Source organism: Streptomyces sp. CA-288835 (assembly GCF_050936385.1).
Lineage (GTDB): Bacteria > Actinomycetota > Actinomycetes > Streptomycetales > Streptomycetaceae > Streptomyces.
On record NZ_JBNJMW010000001.1, the window covers coordinates 6,290,903 to 6,307,947 of the forward strand.

The following is a 17,045-nucleotide window of genomic DNA, read 5'->3' on the forward strand; positions in this document are numbered from 1 at the left end:
CTGGTAAGGTTGGAAACACCGAAGGGAAGCCCGGAGGAAAGCCTGCGAGGGTGAGTACAAAGGAAGCGTCCGTTCCTTGAGAACTCAACAGCGTGCCAAAAATCAACGCCAGATATGTTGATACCCCGTCTCCGGCCATTCGGTCGGGAACGAGGTTCCTTTGAAGAAAACACAGCGAGGACGCTGTGAACCCTTCCCGTTTATTCCGCGGGGGGTTCCGCTCTCGTGGTGTCATCCCGATTACGGGAATACATTCACGGAGAGTTTGATCCTGGCTCAGGACGAACGCTGGCGGCGTGCTTAACACATGCAAGTCGAACGATGAACCACTTCGGTGGGGATTAGTGGCGAACGGGTGAGTAACACGTGGGCAATCTGCCCTTCACTCTGGGACAAGCCCTGGAAACGGGGTCTAATACCGGATAACACTTCCACTCTCCTGAGTGGAGGTTAAAAGCTCCGGCGGTGAAGGATGAGCCCGCGGCCTATCAGCTTGTTGGTGAGGTAATGGCTCACCAAGGCGACGACGGGTAGCCGGCCTGAGAGGGCGACCGGCCACACTGGGACTGAGACACGGCCCAGACTCCTACGGGAGGCAGCAGTGGGGAATATTGCACAATGGGCGCAAGCCTGATGCAGCGACGCCGCGTGGGGGATGACGGCCTTCGGGTTGTAAACCCCTTTCAGCAGGGAAGAAGCGAAAGTGACGGTACCTGCAGAAGAAGCGCCGGCTAACTACGTGCCAGCAGCCGCGGTAATACGTAGGGCGCAAGCGTTGTCCGGAATTATTGGGCGTAAAGAGCTCGTAGGCGGCTTGTCGCGTCGGTTGTGAAAGCCCGGGGCTTAACCCCGGGTCTGCAGTCGATACGGGCAGGCTAGAGTTCGGTAGGGGAGATCGGAATTCCTGGTGTAGCGGTGAAATGCGCAGATATCAGGAGGAACACCGGTGGCGAAGGCGGATCTCTGGGCCGATACTGACGCTGAGGAGCGAAAGCGTGGGGAGCGAACAGGATTAGATACCCTGGTAGTCCACGCCGTAAACGGTGGGCACTAGGTGTGGGCAACATTCCACGTTGTCCGTGCCGCAGCTAACGCATTAAGTGCCCCGCCTGGGGAGTACGGCCGCAAGGCTAAAACTCAAAGGAATTGACGGGGGCCCGCACAAGCAGCGGAGCATGTGGCTTAATTCGACGCAACGCGAAGAACCTTACCAAGGCTTGACATACACCGGAAACGTCTGGAGACAGGCGCCCCCTTGTGGTCGGTGTACAGGTGGTGCATGGCTGTCGTCAGCTCGTGTCGTGAGATGTTGGGTTAAGTCCCGCAACGAGCGCAACCCTTGTCCCGTGTTGCCAGCAACCTCTTCGGAGGGTTGGGGACTCACGGGAGACCGCCGGGGTCAACTCGGAGGAAGGTGGGGACGACGTCAAGTCATCATGCCCCTTATGTCTTGGGCTGCACACGTGCTACAATGGCCGGTACAATGAGCTGCGATACCGCAAGGTGGAGCGAATCTCAAAAAGCCGGTCTCAGTTCGGATTGGGGTCTGCAACTCGACCCCATGAAGTCGGAGTTGCTAGTAATCGCAGATCAGCAGTGCTGCGGTGAATACGTTCCCGGGCCTTGTACACACCGCCCGTCACGTCACGAAAGTCGGTAACACCCGAAGCCCGTGGCCCAACCAGCTTGTCTGGAGGGAGCGGTCGAAGGTGGGACTGGCGATTGGGACGAAGTCGTAACAAGGTAGCCGTACCGGAAGGTGCGGCTGGATCACCTCCTTTCTAAGGAGCATCTAGGCGCCCACTCCACTGGAGTCGGCGTCCAGGGCCACAACGCAGGCGCATGTTCTGCGGTGGTCAGCTCATGGGTGGAACGTTGATTATTCGGCACACTCAGCCCACTCGGGCTGCCAGTACTGCTCTTCGGAGCGTGGACCGCAGACCAGGAGGGGCGAGGGTGTCGGGCACGCTGTTGGGTGTCTGAAGGCACGGGCGGAAGCCCGGTTGCCTTCGGTTGCCGGCCCCAGTGAACTCGAACCGGATGGTTCGGGGTGGTGGGTGGTTGGTCGTTGTTTGAGAACTGCACAGTGGACGCGAGCATCTGTGGCCAAGTTTTTAAGGGCGCACGGTGGATGCCTTGGTACCAGGAACCGATGAAGGACGTGGGAGGCCGCGATAGTCCCCGGGGAGTCGTCAACCAGACTTTGATCCGGGGGTTTCCGAATGGGGAAACCCGGCAGTCGTCATGGGCTGTCACCCACTGCTGAACACATAGGCGGTGTGGAGGGAACGCGGGGAAGTGAAACATCTCAGTACCCGCAGGAAGAGAAAACAACCGTGATTCCGGGAGTAGTGGCGAGCGAAACCGGATGAGGCTAAACCGTATACGTGTGAGACCCGGCAGGGGTTGCGTGTACGGGGTTGTGGGATCTCTCTTCTGTCGTCTGCCGGCGGCAGGACGAGTCAGAAATCGTTGATGTAGGCGAAGGACATGCGAAAGGTCCGGCGTAGAGGGTAAGACCCCCGTAGTCGAAACGTCAGCGACTCGTTTGAGAGACACCCAAGTAGCACGGGGCCCGAGAAATCCCGTGTGAATCTGGCGGGACCACCCGCTAAGCCTAAATATTCCCTGGTGACCGATAGCGGATAGTACCGTGAGGGAATGGTGAAAAGTACCCCGGGAGGGGAGTGAAATAGTACCTGAAACCGTGTGCCTACAAGCCGTGGGAGCGTCGGAATGAAGACTTGTCTTCATTCTCGTGACTGCGTGCCTTTTGAAGAATGAGCCTGCGAGTTTGCGGTGTGTTGCGAGGTTAACCCGTGTGGGGGAGCCGTAGCGAAAGCGAGTCCGAACAGGGCGATTCAGTAGTGCGCTCAAGACCCGAAGCGGAGTGATCTAGCCATGGGCAGGCTGAAGCGCGGGTAAGACCGTGTGGAGGGCCGAACCCACCAGGGTTGAAAACCTGGGGGATGACCTGTGGTTAGGGGTGAAAGGCCAATCAAACTCCGTGATAGCTGGTTCTCCCCGAAATGCATTTAGGTGCAGCGTCGTGTGTTTCTTGCCGGAGGTAGAGCACTGGATAGGCGATGGGCCCTACCGGGTTACTGACCTTAGCCAAACTCCGAATGCCGGTAAGTGAGAGCGCGGCAGTGAGACTGTGGGGGATAAGCTCCATGGTCGAGAGGGAAACAGCCCAGAGCATCGACTAAGGCCCCTAAGCGTACGCTAAGTGGGAAAGGATGTGGAGTCGCAGAGACAACCAGGAGGTTGGCTTAGAAGCAGCCACCCTTGAAAGAGTGCGTAATAGCTCACTGGTCAAGTGATTCCGCGCCGACAATGTAGCGGGGCTCAAGCGTACCGCCGAAGTCGTGTCATTGCAGCATGAGGGCCAACGCCCGCTGTGATGGGTAGGGGAGCGTCGTGTGCCGGGTGAAGCAGCCGCGGAAGCGAGTTGTGGACGGTTCACGAGTGAGAATGCAGGCATGAGTAGCGATTCACACGTGGGAAACGTGTGCGCCGATTGACTAAGGGTTCCTGGGTCAAGCTGATCTGCCCAGGGTAAGTCGGGACCTAAGGCGAGGCCGACAGGCGTAGTCGATGGAGAACCGGTTGATATTCCGGTACCCGCTGTGAAGCGTCAAACATCGAATCCAGTGATGCTAAGCCCGTGAAGCCGCCCTGATCTCTTCGGAGTTGAGGGGAGTGGTGGAGCCGGTGACCCGATCTGGTAGTAGGTGAGTGATGGGGTGACGCAGGAAGGTAGTCCAGCCCGGGCGGTGGTTGTCCCGGGGTAAGGGTGTAGCCCGTGCGATAGGCAAATCCGTCGCACTTGTGGGTGAGACCTGATGCCGAGCCGATTGTGGTGAAGTGGATGATCCTATGCTGTCGAGAAAAGCCTCTAGCGAGTTTTATGGCGGCCCGTACCCTAAACCGACTCAGGTGGTCAGGTAGAGAATACCGAGGCGTTCGGGTGAACTATGGTTAAGGAACTCGGCAAAATGCCCCCGTAACTTCGGGAGAAGGGGGGCCATTCTTGGTGATCCGTTTTGCACGGTGAGCTGGGGGTGGCCGCAGAGACCAGCGAGAAGCGACTGTTTACTAAAAACACAGGTCCGTGCGAAGCCGTAAGGCGAGGTATACGGACTGACGCCTGCCCGGTGCTGGAACGTTAAGGGGACCGGTTAGTGCGCTTTCGGGCGTGCGAAGCTGAGAACTTAAGCGCCAGTAAACGGCGGTGGTAACTATAACCATCCTAAGGTAGCGAAATTCCTTGTCGGGTAAGTTCCGACCTGCACGAATGGCGTAACGACTTCTCGACTGTCTCAACCATAGGCCCGGTGAAATTGCACTACGAGTAAAGATGCTCGTTTCGCGCAGCAGGACGGAAAGACCCCGGGACCTTTACTACAGTTTGATATTGGTGTTCGGTTCGGCTTGTGTAGGATAGCTGGGAGACTGTGAACTTGCCACGCCAGTGGTGGGGGAGTCGTCGTTGAAATACCAGTCTGGTCGTGCTGGATGTCTAACCCGGGTCCGTGATCCGGATCGGGGACAGTGTCTGATGGGTAGTTTAACTGGGGCGGTTGCCTCCTAAAGAGTAACGGAGGCGCCCAAAGGTTCCCTCAGCCTGGTTGGCAATCAGGTGGTGAGTGTAAGTGCACAAGGGAGCTTGACTGTGAGACCGACGGGTCGAGCAGGGACGAAAGTCGGGACTAGTGATCCGGCGGTGGCTTGTGGAAGCGCCGTCGCTCAACGGATAAAAGGTACCCCGGGGATAACAGGCTGATCTTCCCCAAGAGTCCATATCGACGGGATGGTTTGGCACCTCGATGTCGGCTCGTCGCATCCTGGGGCTGGAGTCGGTCCCAAGGGTTGGGCTGTTCGCCCATTAAAGCGGTACGCGAGCTGGGTTTAGAACGTCGTGAGACAGTTCGGTCCCTATCCGCTGTGCGCGTAGGAGTCTTGAGAAGGGCTGTCCCTAGTACGAGAGGACCGGGACGGACGAACCTCTGGTGTGCCAGTTGTTCTGCCAAGGGCATGGCTGGTTGGCTACGTTCGGGAGGGATAACCGCTGAAAGCATCTAAGCGGGAAGCCTGCTTCGAGATGAGGACTCCCACCCCCTATGAGGGGTTAAGGCTCCCAGGAGACTACTGGGTTGATAGGCCAGATCTGGAAGCCCGGTAACGGGTGGAGGTGACTGGTACTAATAGGCCGAGGGCTTGTCCTCAGCTGCTCGCGTCCACTGTGTTGGTTCTGAAACCACGAACAACCCCTGTCCTGGGCCACAGGACGGTTGCCGGTTGCGTGTTTCACAGTGTTTCGGTGGTCATAGCGTGAGGGAAACGCCCGGTTACATTCCGAACCCGGAAGCTAAGCCTTACAGCGCCGATGGTACTGCAGGGGGGACCCTGTGGGAGAGTAGGACACCGCCGAACTAAATGTAGAGAAATCCCCCGTGCCATTCGGCACGGGGGATTTTTGCGTTAAAGGCGTCCCGCTGCTTTGAGGGCCAGATAAGCGTCCGCCAAAGCCGGAGGAAGATCGTTCGGTGTCGCGTCCACGACTGTGACGCCATGGCGGATGAGTTGTTCGGCGGTGCGATGGCGTTCTGTCTGAGCTTGGGCTGCTGCAGCGGCTTCGTACACGGCATCTGTGTTTCCCCTTGCCGTGGCCATGTGCTCTATGTGTGGGTCGGCCACTGAGGCAACCAGGACTGTATGGCGCTGGGTGAGGCGGGAGAGTACGGGAAGCAGGCCCTCCTCGATGGGGGCCGCGTCGAGGCTGGTGAGAAGCACGATCAGGGAACGGCGTGGGGCTGTGCGGAGGGCGGTGGCGGTGAGGCCGCGTGCGTCTGTCTCGATGAGTTCCGGTTCGAGGCGGGCCATGGCGTTCACCAGGGAGGGGAGGACATCGCCCGCGGCTCGTCCCTGCACTTGGGCGCGCACCCGGCGGTCGTACGCGAGGAGGTCCACGCGGTCGCCGGCTCGGGAGGCGAGGGCGGCCAGGAGCAGGGCCGCGTCCATGGAGGCGTCGAGGCGTGGGGCGTCGCCCACGCGGCCCGCCGAGGTACGGCCTGTGTCGAGGACCAGCAGGATGCGGCGGTCGCGTTCGGGGCGCCAGGTGCGTACAGCGACCGTGGTCTGCCGGGCGGTGGCGCGCCAGTCGATGGAGCGGGTGTCGTCCCCGGGGACGTATTCGCGGAGGCTGTCGAATTCGGTGCCCTCGCCGCGGGTCAGGGCGCTGGTGCGGCCGTCGAGTTCGCGCAGGCGGGCCAGTTTTGACGGGAGATGCTTGCGGCTGGTGAACGGGGGCAGGACGCGTACGGTCCAGGGGACGTTGTGGGTGCCCTGGCGGGCGAGGAGGCCGAGAGGGCCGTATGAGCGGATGGTGACGCGGTCTGCCTGGCGGTCGCCGCGACGGGTGGGGCGCAGGCGGGTCGTGATGCGGCGGCGTTCGCCCGGGGGAATCGTCAGTCGGTGACGGGATGCGGTGACTTCCGTGCCGGGCTGCCAGCTGCTGGGGGGCCAGGCGTCGCGGACGCGGGCGCGTAGGGGGCGGCCGGTCGGGTTGGTGACCGTGAGGGTGACGTCGGCAGTTTCGCCGAGGCGTACGGAGGTGTCTCCGGAGCGGGTCAGGCCGAGGCGGCGTACGGGGGCGGCCAGGGCGAAGTCGCAGGCGCAGGCGAGGGCCAGGGGGATGTTCACGGCGAGGATGCCTGACCAGCCGGGGGCCCAGATGCCGACCGGGAGAGTGCTGAGGGCCGCGATGAGGGCGGCGCGTCCGGTGAGTGCCATCAGCGCGGTACGGGGACGTGGGCGAGGATCGCGTTGATCACGGAGTCGGCGGTTACGCCTTCCATCTCGGCTTCGGGGCGGAGTTGGACCCGGTGGCGGAGCGTGGGGAGCGCGAGAGCCTTTACGTCATCGGGGATGACGTAGTCGCGGCCGGTCAGCCAGGCCCATGCGCGGGCGGTCGCCAGGAGCGCCGTCGCGCCGCGGGGAGAGACGCCGAGGGCGAGGGACGGGGATTCGCGGGTGGCGCGGCAGATGTCCACTACGTAGCCGGTGATTTCGGGGGATACCGCTGTCTTGCCGACTGCCGCGCGGGCGGCTTCCAGGGCGGCGGGGTCGGCTACGGGGCGTACGCCGGCGGCGCGCAGGTCGCGCGGGTTGAAGCCCTCGGTGTGGCGGGTGAGGACGTCGATCTCGTCCTTGCGGGAGGGCAGCGGGATCGTCAGCTTGAGGAGGAAACGGTCCAGCTGGGCTTCGGGGAGGGGGTATGTGCCCTCGTACTCGACCGGGTTCTGCGTTGCGGCGACCAGGAAGGGCTCGGGGAGGAGGCGCGCGGTGCCGTCGACCGTGACCTGGCGCTCCTCCATCGCTTCGAGGAGTGAGGACTGGGTCTTGGGCGGGGTGCGGTTGATCTCGTCGGCGAGCAGGAGGTTGGTGAAGACCGGGCCGGGCTGGAAGGAGAACTCGGCGGTGCGGGCGTCGTAGACGAGGGAGCCCGTGACGTCGCTGGGCATCAGGTCCGGGGTGAACTGGACGCGCTTGGTGTCGAGTTCGAGGGCGGCTGCGAGGGCCCGTACGAGCAGCGTTTTCGCGACGCCGGGGACTCCTTCGAGCAGGACGTGGCCGCGGCAGAGGAGGGCGACGACGAGGCCGGTCACGGCGGGGTCCTGGCCGACCACGGCTTTGGCGATCTCGGCGCGCAGGGCCTCCAGGGAGGCCCGGGCGCCGCCCGGATCCCTGGTGTCCGCGGCGTTGTCAGTGGTCGGGTCCATCATGGACGGCGTACCTCTCTTTCGAGGGCGTCGAGTTGGTCGGCGAGGTGGATGAGGGCTGCGTCGTCGCGGGGCGGCGGGCCGAAGAGAAGGGAGTGCGGGGAGGACTGTCCGTCGCCGTGGAGGCGGGTGGACAGGGCGGGGAGCAGGGCTTCGGGCGCGTGCGCCTGGGCGGGGGATACGCCGACGAGGGGGGCGAGGCGGGTGCGAGTGGTGGAGCGGAGAGCTGCCGCGGCGCGGTCGCGGGCGTTGGACTTGCGGTAGAGGCGGGCGCGGCCTTCGACGGTTTCGGAGGCGCGGATCGCTACGGGGAGCCGTTCGGGGACGAGCGGGCCCAGACGGCGGGCACGCCAGAGAGCGGCCAGGACTGCGGCAATGAAGAGCTGCAGGCTGCCCCAGAGCCAGCCAGAGGGCATCAGGTCGAAGAAGCTGCGGTCGCCGCCGTCGGTGGCCGAGTCGTCGGAGAGCGAGGGGAGGTACCAGACCAAGTGGGGGCGGGAACCGAGCAGTTGGAGGGCGAGCGAGGCGTTGCCCTGCTCGTCGAGGCGGTCGTTGTGGAGGATGTCGGGGGCGCCGAGTACGACGGTGTCGCCGTCCCCTTCGAGTGCCGGGACGCGCAGCAGGGTGGGCATGCCGTCGCTGGGGTAGCAGGAGTCGGCACCGGGCGCGGTCGTCGTGTAGCGGACGCCGCCGGTGTCGGCGGTGCCCGCTCGCTGGGCGGCAGGCAGGGCGCAGCCGGGCGGGAGCGTCGTGTCGTAGCTCGGCGTGGGGTCGGCGGTGACCCCGGGGGCGAGGCTGTCGACGGACGGGATGCCGGGCGCGACGAGGATGGTGCGGCCTCCGGAGGCGGCGAATGCCGAGTGGAGCCGGGTCTGCTGGCGGTCGGTCAGCAGGTCGGGGGCGGCGACCAGGAGGGTGGTGTCGGGGGCGGCGGCGTTGCGCGCGTCCTCCAGGGTGCTGACCACGCGGGTGGACACGCCGCGGTCGGCGAGGAGCTCGGCGACGGCTCGGCTGCCGTTGGCGTCGACGGAGCGAGGGTCGAGGCGGCCGTGCTGAGCGTCGGAGCGGACCGCGGCGATGGCGATCGCGGCCACCAGGAGGATCACGAACCCGAGCAGAACACCGCGCGCGCGGGTCCACACCTGGCGAGCGGTGGGGGAGGCCGAGGTGGTGGAGGCAGGGGTGGCCTCGGTGGTCATTCGGCGGCCCCCTGGCGCGTCGTGCTGTGTGCAGTGCTCTGGGTGCTCGGGGCGCTGCTCGCGAGGACGGGCTTGGTGCGTTCCACGTCGCGGTCCAGTTCGGTGAGGCGCTGGTACGCCTGTGATGTGGCCGTTCGTCCGCCATACGTGACGTCGTCGAAGTCTCGGGCCGCGGCGCTGAGCCGGTCCGTGTGGGAGGGGAGCGTACGGCCTGCCTCGGCGGCTGCCTCGTCGGCGGTGCGGCCGGGGCGGGGCTCGAGCAGGGCGCGTTCCTCCAGGGAGCGGACGATGGCGCGCATGCGCTCCTGGACAGCCTGGTTCCAGTGGCCCTGGGCAGCGTGGCTCTCGGCGGCTGCCCGGTGCTCGGCGGCGCTGCGGGGCCGGTCGTCGAAGAGTGGGGCGGCCGAGGTGGGGCCGCGCCTCGGGGTGCCGAGCCGCCACCAGAGGGCGCCGATCAGTGCCGCGGCCGCCAGTGCGATGACGACGAGGCCGAGTGCGCCGCCCGGGGTCGCGCCGGAGGCTGCGCTGAACAGCTTGTCGAGCCATTCCCAGAAGGCGTCCAGGGCGCGCTGGAACCAGCTGGGGTCGTCCTCGTGGTACATCCGCTTCGACAGCTCACGCCGGGCCGCGTCCCGTGCGGGGTCGCGCGGGACCGTCACCGGCGGTTCGTCGGCGGAGCGCGGCAGCACGAGTACGGCCGCGGTGCCGGAGCCCGGCAGCGCGAGCACCGCTGTGAGAACACCCCCCGCCGGGCTCACCGCATCAGCTCCCCGGGGTGGTGCCGGCGGCGTCGGAGCCGTAGCCCTGGACGCCGGCGGCGCGGGCCAGGTCGAGGTCGAGGGCCTCGCGGCGGATGCGCTGATCGATGTAGAGGAGCACGGCGACACCCGCGGTGATCGGGAACGTGAGCATCGACCCGATCACCGCGCCGATCCCGCTGACGATGAGGAAGGTCCAGCCGAGGTCCGCGGTGCCGCTGGTGAAGAGGCCGTTGACACCGTCGCCGCTCAGGGCGGCGGCGAGGAAGGTGAACGGGATCACGATGATCGAGGCGACGACGTTCGCGATGATCGTGGCGAGCAGCTGGATGCCGAAGACCCGCCACCAGGAGCCGCGGACCAGCTTCGCGGAGCGGCCCACGGACTTCCAGATGCTCTGTTTCTCCAGCATCAGGGCGGGCGAGGCCAGCGAGAAGCGGACCATCAGCCAGATCGCGACGATACCCGCGGCCATGCCGCCGAGGACGGCGAGTGCGACAGCGCCGTCGCCACCGCCGGCGTAGGCGATCAGGGCGCCGGGCAGGGTGCCTATCGCGACGACCGCGACGCCGATCAGCGGGAGCAGGAAGGTAAGGCCGAAGAGTTTCGGCAGCTGGGGCCGGGCGTCGCGCCAGGCTTCGGCGGTGGTCACCGACTTGCCGAGCACGGCGCGGCTGGTCACGGTCGTGAGCAGGGCGGTCGCGACGATGGTGCCGAGCAGCGAGACCAGCACGATGACGCTGGAGCCCAGCAGGGTGTCGCCCAGGGCGCGGGTGAGTTCGCCGACGGAGGCGCTCGGGTCGTTGAGGGTGTCCGAGCTCGCGGCGTCATCCAGGACGAAGCCCTGGAGCAGGACCACGAGGATCTCCGTGAACACCGCGACGGTCAGCGAGATGCCGAGGACCGTGCGCCAGTGCGTACGCATGGTCGACACGGCGCCGTCGAGGATCTCGCCGACACCGAGCGGGCGGAGCGGGATCACGCCGGGCTTGGCGGCGGGCGGAGGGCCGCCCCAGCCGCTTCCCCACCCGGGGTGACCGCCGGGGCCGTAGCCGCCAGGGCCGCCGGGAGCGCCGTATCCGGGACCGCCGCCGGGACCGCCGGGGTGCTGTCCGCCCCAGCCGGGGCCGGGCGGAGGCGGCGGGGCCTGGGCCGGGCCGCCCTGGGAGCCGCTGGGCGCGGACCATTGGGCGGGCGGGGGCTGCTCCTTGGACCACTTCGTGCCTGGGCCGGTCGGGTCGGGTGCGGGCTGTCCCGGCTGGTCCGTGGGCTCTGGCGCAGTGGGCCGGTCCGCGGGCTCGGCAGGGCCGGAAGCGTTCGGCTCCTGCCCGTCCTCTCCGTCGGAGGGGGCAGATCCGGGCGATGCCCAGCCCGGAGTGTCTTTCATCGTCGCTCCTTCACGGTGCCCGTTCGCGGTTGCGGCGGCAGCTTGGCAGCCATCGTGCCACGGTGCGGCCGGGAAGTGACCGGCCCCCGTATGGGCTGCACACCTTCAATTGTCCGCCCTGGAAGGGGCAGACTGGGCGGATGGACGATCAGTACGTGCATTCCCGCGAGGACAACGCACCCACCGAGATTCCGGCGATCCGGTGGGACGAACCGCCGGAAGGGTCCGTACTGGTCCTTCTCGACCAGACGCGGCTGCCGGCCGAGGAGGTCGAGCTGGTGTGCACCGACCCTCCGGCGCTGGTGGAAGCGATCCGTACACTCGCCGTGCGCGGGGCGCCGCTGCTGGGCATCGCCGGGGCGTACGGGGTCGCGCTCGCCGCCATGCGCGGGTTCGACGTGGATGACGCCGCCGACGCGCTCGCGAGCGCACGGCCCACCGCGGTAAACCTCATGCATGGCGTGCGCAGGGCCCAGTCGGCTCACCGTGCCGCCCTCGCCGGCGGCGGTGACCAGAAGCGGGCCGCCGAGGCCGCGCTCGCCGCTGCTCGCGCCCTTCACCAGGAGGACGCCGAGGCCAGCAGGCGCATGGCCGAGCACGGTCTCGCGCTGCTCGACGAGCTGCTGCCCGGGGGCAACCACCGGATTCTGACGCACTGCAACACCGGGGCGCTGGTGTCCGGCGGGGAGGGTACGGCGTTCGCCGTCGCGCTCGCCGCGCACCGGGCTGGGCGGCTGCGGAGGCTGTGGGTGGACGAGACGCGGCCGTTGCTGCAGGGTGCTCGCCTGACGGCGTACGAGGCGGCGCGCAACGGGATGGCGTACACGCTGCTCACGGACAACGCCGCGGGGTCGCTGTTCTCGGCGGGGGAGGTGGATGCGGTGCTGGTCGGGGCCGACCGGATCGCGGCCGACGGTTCGGTGGCGAACAAGGTGGGGAGCTACCCGCTCGCGGTGCTGGCCCGGTACCACCACGTACCGTTCGTCGTGGTGGCGCCGGTGACGACGGTGGACCCCGACACCCCGGACGGGGCGTCCATCGAGGTCGAGCAGCGCGCCGGTCATGAGGTGACCGAGCTCATCGCACCACAGGTGCCGGTGGCGGGAGCGGAAGCGGGAGGCGGGATTCCGGTGGCACCTCTGGGTACCCAGGCGTACAACCCGGCGTTCGACGTGACGCCGCCCGAGCTGGTGACGGCGATCGTCACCGAGGAGGGCGCCGTTTCGCCCGTCACGGCGGAGGCGCTTGCCGAGCTGTGTGCCAGGTCACGCCAGGTAACGATTTAGTTAATGGGATGATGGCATTCATGAAGGGACGAGTCCTTGTCGTCGATGACGACACCGCACTGGCCGAGATGCTCGGCATTGTGCTGCGTGGTGAAGGTTTTGAACCGTCTTTCGTAGCCGACGGCGACAAGGCGCTGGCCGCATTCCGTGAGACCAAGCCCGATCTCGTGCTGCTCGATCTGATGCTGCCTGGGCGGGACGGTATCGAGGTGTGCCGTCTGATCAGGGCGGAGTCCGGGGTGCCGATCGTGATGCTCACGGCGAAGAGCGACACCGTCGATGTGGTGGTCGGGCTTGAGTCGGGCGCTGATGACTACATCGTGAAGCCGTTCAAGCCGAAGGAGCTGGTGGCTCGGATCCGGGCGCGGCTGCGGAGGTCGGAGGAGCCGGCGCCCGAGCAGCTCGCCATCGGCGACCTGGTCATCGATGTGGCCGGTCACTCCGTGAAGCGGGACGGGCAGTCGATCGCGCTCACGCCGCTGGAGTTCGACCTGCTGGTGGCGCTGGCCCGGAAGCCCTGGCAGGTGTTCACGCGTGAGGTACTCCTCGAGCAGGTGTGGGGCTACCGGCACGCGGCGGACACCCGTCTTGTCAATGTTCATGTACAGCGGCTTCGCTCCAAGGTCGAGAAGGACCCGGAGCGGCCGGAAATCGTGGTGACTGTCCGTGGCGTCGGTTACAAGGCCGGACCCAGCTGACATGTCCCGGGACAGTGCCGCTTCGGCGCCCGGTCAGCCGGGAAGCCGCTCGCGGCCTGTCGGCCGGAGGACCGCGAGCTCCTTCTGGGCTCGGTTCAGCGAGGGCTGGCTGTTGCAGGGCGGAGTCCAGGGCAGCCCGGTCCTCCGGCTCTTCATGCGCTGGGTGCGGCGTCCGCTGCTGCCGGTCATGCGGCTGTGGCGGCGCAACATCCAGCTCAAGGTCGTCGTCACGACGCTGCTGATGTCGCTGGGTGTGGTCCTGCTGTTGGGCTTCGTCGTCATCGGGCAGGTGCGCAACGGCCTGCTGGACGCCAAGGTGAAGGCCGCGGAGAGCCAGGCCACCGGTGGGTTCGGCGTGGCCAAGCAGCGGGCGGACGCGGCTGCGAGCGCCGGGGGCGACGACGGTTCGAGCACGGACGAGCGGCCCGTCCAGAACATCAGCGCGTGGCTGAGCGACCTCGTGCAGTCCCTCGCCAGCGGCGGCCAGGGCGCCTTCGCCGTGGTCACGCTCAGCTCCTCCAGCACGGTCGCCGGCGCGGACAGCGGTGGGCGCGGCCCGCGTTCGTCGGGCGACGTCGATCCGGCGACGAGCGTGCCGGAGGATCTGCGCCGCCGCATCGACGAGAACATGTTCCCGGCCCAGAGTTATACGCGCATCGTCTACAAGACCGGCCAGGACTCCCAGCCGGGGCTGGTCATCGGCAAGCAGGTGAACGACCCGAACGGCGAGCCGTACCAGCTGTACTACCTCTTCCCGCTCACGCAGGAGGAGAAGTCGCTCAGCCTGGTCAAGGGGACGCTCGCGACGGCCGGACTGTTCGTCGTGGTGCTGCTCGGCGCGATCGCCTGGCTCGTGGTGCGGCAGGTCGTCACGCCCGTACGGATGGCCGCGGGCATCGCCGAGCGGCTGTCCGCCGGGCGCCTTCAGGAACGTATGAAGGTCACCGGAGAGGACGACATCGCGCGGCTCGGTGAGGCCTTCAACAAGATGGCGCAGAACCTTCAGTTGAAGATCCAGCAGCTGGAGGACCTGTCGCGGATGCAGCGGCGGTTCGTGTCCGATGTGTCTCATGAGCTGCGGACGCCGCTGACGACCGTACGGATGGCCGCTGACGTCATCCATGACGCGCGCGTGGACTTCGATCCGGTGACCGCGCGGTCGGCCGAGCTGCTCGCGGACCAGCTGGACCGGTTCGAGACGCTGCTCGCGGATCTGCTGGAGATCAGCCGGTTCGACGCGGGCGCGGCGGCCCTGGAGGCCGAGCCGATAGACCTGCGCGAGGTCGTACGCCGGGTGGTGAGCGGGGCCGAGCCGCTCGCCGAGCGCAAGGGCACTCAGATCAAGGTCGTCGGCGATCATCAGCCGGTGGTCGCCGAGGCCGACGCGCGGCGGGTGGAGCGGGTGCTGCGGAACCTCGTCGTCAACGCCGTGGAGCACGGCGAGGGCAAGGACGTCGTCGTCAAGCTCGCCGCGGCGGGCGGCGCGGTCGCGGTCGCCGTGCGCGACTACGGAGTGGGACTCAAGCCCGGCGAGGCGACCCGCGTGTTCAGCCGCTTCTGGAGGGCCGACCCGGCACGCGCGCGTACCACCGGTGGTACGGGCCTCGGGCTGTCCATCGCCCTGGAGGACGCGCGGCTGCACGGCGGCTGGCTGCAGGCGTGGGGTGAGCCGGGGGGCGGCTCGCAGTTCCGGCTGACGTTGCCGCGGACCGCGGACGAGCCGCTTCGGGGCTCGCCCATACCTCTGGAGCCCAAGGACTCGCGGCGCAACCGCGGGCTGAACGAAGCGGGGCTGCCCCTGAGCGGCACGCAAAAACTCGCCACGGTGCCGGCGCAGTCGCAAGGGGAGCGCGGGGTACCGCCGATGCCGCCGCGGGCGCCGGTGGCCCCGAGGCTGGCCGGCGCGGTGGACCCGGCTGCGCTGCCCGGCAGCGGGGCGCGCGTGGTGCCGCGGCCCGCGGCGGAGGCGCGTGCGGTGACCGCGCCCGTGGAGTCCGGGGAGCGCGAAGAGCCTGGCCACGCGCCGTCCGAGGAGGGCGTGGGAACCGGCGAGGGACCGGATCAGTTGAAGCAAGGGGAGGGATCACGTGGGCGCTGACGGCGATCGCGGCGGCCGGCGGCGTCCGATGCGGGTAGTGGCGTACGTCGGCTGTGGAGCCGTACTGCTGGCCGGGTGCGCCTCGATGCCGGACAGCGGGGATCTGCGCGACGTCAAGGCCTCGCAGCGGCCGGACGCGCCGGTCCGGGTCTTCGCGATGCCGCCGCGGGAGAACGCCCAGCCGCTCGAGATCGTGCAGGGCTTCCTGGAGGCGCTGACCAGCGATGAGCCGGAGTTCGACACGGCGCGCAAGTACCTCACCGAGGAGGCCTCGAAGGACTGGCAGCCCGAGCGCTCGACGACGGTGCTCGCGGACGGGCCGACCGCGCTGGCCGAGCACAGCGGCAGCAGGGAGGCCACCGGCGACTACGCGTACGCGCTGATCGGGGACAAGGTCGCCGAGGTGGACCAGCAGTTCGCATACGAGCCCGCCGAGGGCCCGTACAAGGAGACGCTGCATCTCACGGAGCAGAAGCTGTCGGACGGCAGCAAGCAGTGGCGCATCGACGTGCCGCCGCAGGGCGTGGTGCTCGGCAACTCCGACTTCCAGCGCCGCTATGTCTCCGTCAACAAGTACTACTTCGCGTCGAACTCGCCGACCGGCGACCGGCTCGGAACCGTGGCCGATCCGGTCTATGTGCGCCAGCAGGTCGACCCCGTGACACAGATGGTCAAGGCACTGCTGAACGGGCCCACGAGCTGGCTCAAGCCGGTGGTCAGGTCGCGCTTCCCCACGGGAACGGCACTCAAGAAGGGCGTCAAGACGCTGGCGCCGGACGATCAGAACCGGCTGAGGGTGCCGCTGAACAAGAGGGCCGAGGGCGTCGGGCAGACCCAGTGCGCCGAGATGGCGGCCCAGCTCATCTTCACCCTGAGGGACCTGACGCCCACGGGCATTGACAAGGTCGAACTGCAGCGCCCCGACGGCTCACAGCTGTGCGAGATCGATGAGCCCGACGCCGAGATCATCGCCTCGCACGGCACCGGGCAGCCTGTCCACTACGAGTACTTCATCGACGGCGAGAAGCGGCTCGTACGGATACCCGCCGACGAAGACCAAGAGGCCGAGCCGGTGCCCGGAGCGCTCGGCACCGGCGACACGGCACTGCGGACGGCCGCGGTCTCGCGGAACGAGGAGAGCGCGGCCGGGGTCTCGCTGGACGGGCGTTCGCTGTACGTGGGGTCGCTCGCGTCCGGTGCTTCGCTCGGGGATCCCGTGCTGAAGAGCAAGGCCAAGGCGGAGGACGACGGGCTGACGACGCCCAGCTGGGATGTGCGCGGCGACCTGTGGGTGGCCGACCGCGACCCGAAGAACTCCCGGCTGCTCCTGTTCGAGGAGGGCCGCGGTGTGCCGCTGGAGGTCAGGACGCCCGGGATCGAGGGGCGGATCGAGGCGGTGCGGGTGGCCGCGGACGGTGTGCGGATCGCGTTGATCGTCGAGGAGGACGGCAAGACCTCGCTGCTCATGGGGCGGATCGAGCGCCAGAACGGACCGGATGGGCGGCCTGTCGTCACGATCCACGACCCGCGTTCGGTCACACCGCAGCTGGAAGAGGTCACGGCCATGTCCTGGGCCGGGGACAGCCGCCTGGTCGTGGTGGGCCAGGAGGAGGGCGGCGTGCAGCAGATCCGGTACGTCCAGGTCGACGGCTCCACCCCGGTCGGGGCGCCGCCTTCCGCGCTCACCGGCGTGGAGGAGATCGCCGCCTCCGAGGACGAGCGGCTGCCGCTGGTGGCGCACTCGGAGGACGGGATTGTGCGGCTTTCGTCCGGTGCGCAGTGGCAGAAGGTGGTCAAGACGGGGACGGCGCCGGTCTATCCGGGATAGCCAGGCG

9 protein-coding genes and 3 rRNA genes are annotated in these 17,045 nt (G+C 67.3%); 7 read left to right on the top strand and 5 right to left on the bottom strand.

Going from position 1 to position 17,045, the window contains the following annotated elements:
* Positions 1-253: 253 nt before the first annotated feature.
* From ACQEVY_RS28755 to rrf, 3 genes are all read left to right on the top strand, one after another.
* Positions 254-1,781, top strand: a 16S ribosomal RNA gene (locus ACQEVY_RS28755).
* Between the two features lie 323 nt (positions 1,782-2,104).
* A 23S ribosomal RNA gene (locus tag ACQEVY_RS28760) occupies positions 2,105-5,228 on the top strand.
* 91 nt (positions 5,229-5,319) lie between these two features.
* Positions 5,320-5,436 (top strand): 5S ribosomal RNA (rrf, locus tag ACQEVY_RS28765).
* The 16S, 23S and 5S rRNA genes sit together here, the layout of an rRNA operon.
* 48 nt (positions 5,437-5,484) lie before the next feature.
* On the opposite strand, the gene ACQEVY_RS28770 is transcribed toward rrf, so the two are convergent.
* The 5 genes from ACQEVY_RS28770 to ACQEVY_RS28790 are packed head-to-tail and all read right to left on the bottom strand — an operon-like array spanning position 5,485 to position 11,128.
* Positions 5,485-6,795: a DUF58 domain-containing protein gene (locus ACQEVY_RS28770; protein ID WP_432952276.1), complete on the bottom strand. Its 1,311-nt coding sequence runs from the start codon at positions 6,793-6,795 to the stop codon at positions 5,485-5,487.
* Positions 6,795-7,784 carry an AAA family ATPase gene (locus tag ACQEVY_RS28775; RefSeq protein ID WP_432955447.1) on the bottom strand — a complete coding sequence of 330 codons (990 nt, stop codon included), beginning with the start codon at positions 7,782-7,784 and terminating at the stop codon, positions 6,795-6,797. Before ACQEVY_RS28775 ends, ACQEVY_RS28770 begins: the two co-directional genes overlap by 1 nt.
* A complete protein-coding gene (locus ACQEVY_RS28780) occupies positions 7,784-8,983 on the bottom strand; it encodes a DUF4350 domain-containing protein (protein ID WP_432952277.1) in 1,200 nt (399 codons plus the stop codon). Before ACQEVY_RS28780 ends, ACQEVY_RS28775 begins: the two co-directional genes overlap by 1 nt.
* A complete protein-coding gene (locus tag ACQEVY_RS28785) occupies positions 8,980-9,741 on the bottom strand; it encodes a DUF4129 domain-containing protein (protein WP_432952278.1) in 762 nt (253 codons plus the stop codon). The genes ACQEVY_RS28780 and ACQEVY_RS28785 overlap by 4 nt, the downstream gene beginning before the upstream one ends.
* A gap of 4 nt (positions 9,742-9,745) precedes the next feature.
* On the bottom strand, positions 9,746-11,128 hold the full coding sequence (locus tag ACQEVY_RS28790) for a hypothetical protein (RefSeq protein WP_432952279.1): 1,383 nt from the start codon (positions 11,126-11,128) through the stop codon (positions 9,746-9,748).
* Positions 11,129-11,268: 140 nt separating this feature from the next.
* Here ACQEVY_RS28790 and mtnA point away from each other — a divergent pair, with 140 nt between their 5' ends.
* The 4 genes from mtnA to ACQEVY_RS28810 are packed head-to-tail and all read left to right on the top strand — an operon-like array spanning position 11,269 to position 17,038.
* A complete protein-coding gene (gene mtnA, locus ACQEVY_RS28795; protein WP_432952280.1) occupies positions 11,269-12,414 on the top strand; it encodes an S-methyl-5-thioribose-1-phosphate isomerase in 1,146 nt (381 codons plus the stop codon).
* An 8-nt stretch (positions 12,415-12,422) separates the two neighbouring features.
* Positions 12,423-13,112: a two-component system response regulator MtrA gene (mtrA, locus tag ACQEVY_RS28800; RefSeq protein ID WP_187822996.1), complete on the top strand. Its 690-nt coding sequence runs from the start codon at positions 12,423-12,425 to the stop codon at positions 13,110-13,112.
* Between the two features lies 1 nt (position 13,113).
* The gene (mtrB, locus tag ACQEVY_RS28805; protein ID WP_432952281.1) at positions 13,114-15,210 is read left to right on the top strand and encodes an MtrAB system histidine kinase MtrB; all 2,097 of its coding nucleotides are present in this window, start codon (positions 13,114-13,116) and stop codon (positions 15,208-15,210) included.
* The gene (locus ACQEVY_RS28810; RefSeq protein WP_432952282.1) at positions 15,200-17,038 is read left to right on the top strand and encodes an LpqB family beta-propeller domain-containing protein; all 1,839 of its coding nucleotides are present in this window, start codon (positions 15,200-15,202) and stop codon (positions 17,036-17,038) included. The genes mtrB and ACQEVY_RS28810 overlap by 11 nt, the downstream gene beginning before the upstream one ends.
* Positions 17,039-17,045: the final 7 nt, after the last annotated feature.

Coding starts and splice junctions, on each gene's coding strand:
- ACQEVY_RS28790 (WP_432952279.1), bottom strand. CDS start 11,128: ATGAAAGACACTCCGGGCTGGGCATCGCCCGGATCTGCCCCCTCCGAC.
- mtnA (WP_432952280.1), top strand. CDS start 11,269: ATGGACGATCAGTACGTGCATTCCCGCGAGGACAACGCACCCACCGAG.
- mtrB (WP_432952281.1), top strand. CDS start 13,114: ATGTCCCGGGACAGTGCCGCTTCGGCGCCCGGTCAGCCGGGAAGCCGC.
- ACQEVY_RS28780 (WP_432952277.1), bottom strand. CDS start 8,983: ATGACCACCGAGGCCACCCCTGCCTCCACCACCTCGGCCTCCCCCACC.
- ACQEVY_RS28770 (WP_432952276.1), bottom strand. CDS start 6,795: ATGGCACTCACCGGACGCGCCGCCCTCATCGCGGCCCTCAGCACTCTC.
- ACQEVY_RS28775 (WP_432955447.1), bottom strand. CDS start 7,784: ATGGACCCGACCACTGACAACGCCGCGGACACCAGGGATCCGGGCGGC.
- mtrA (WP_187822996.1), top strand. CDS start 12,423: ATGATGGCATTCATGAAGGGACGAGTCCTTGTCGTCGATGACGACACC.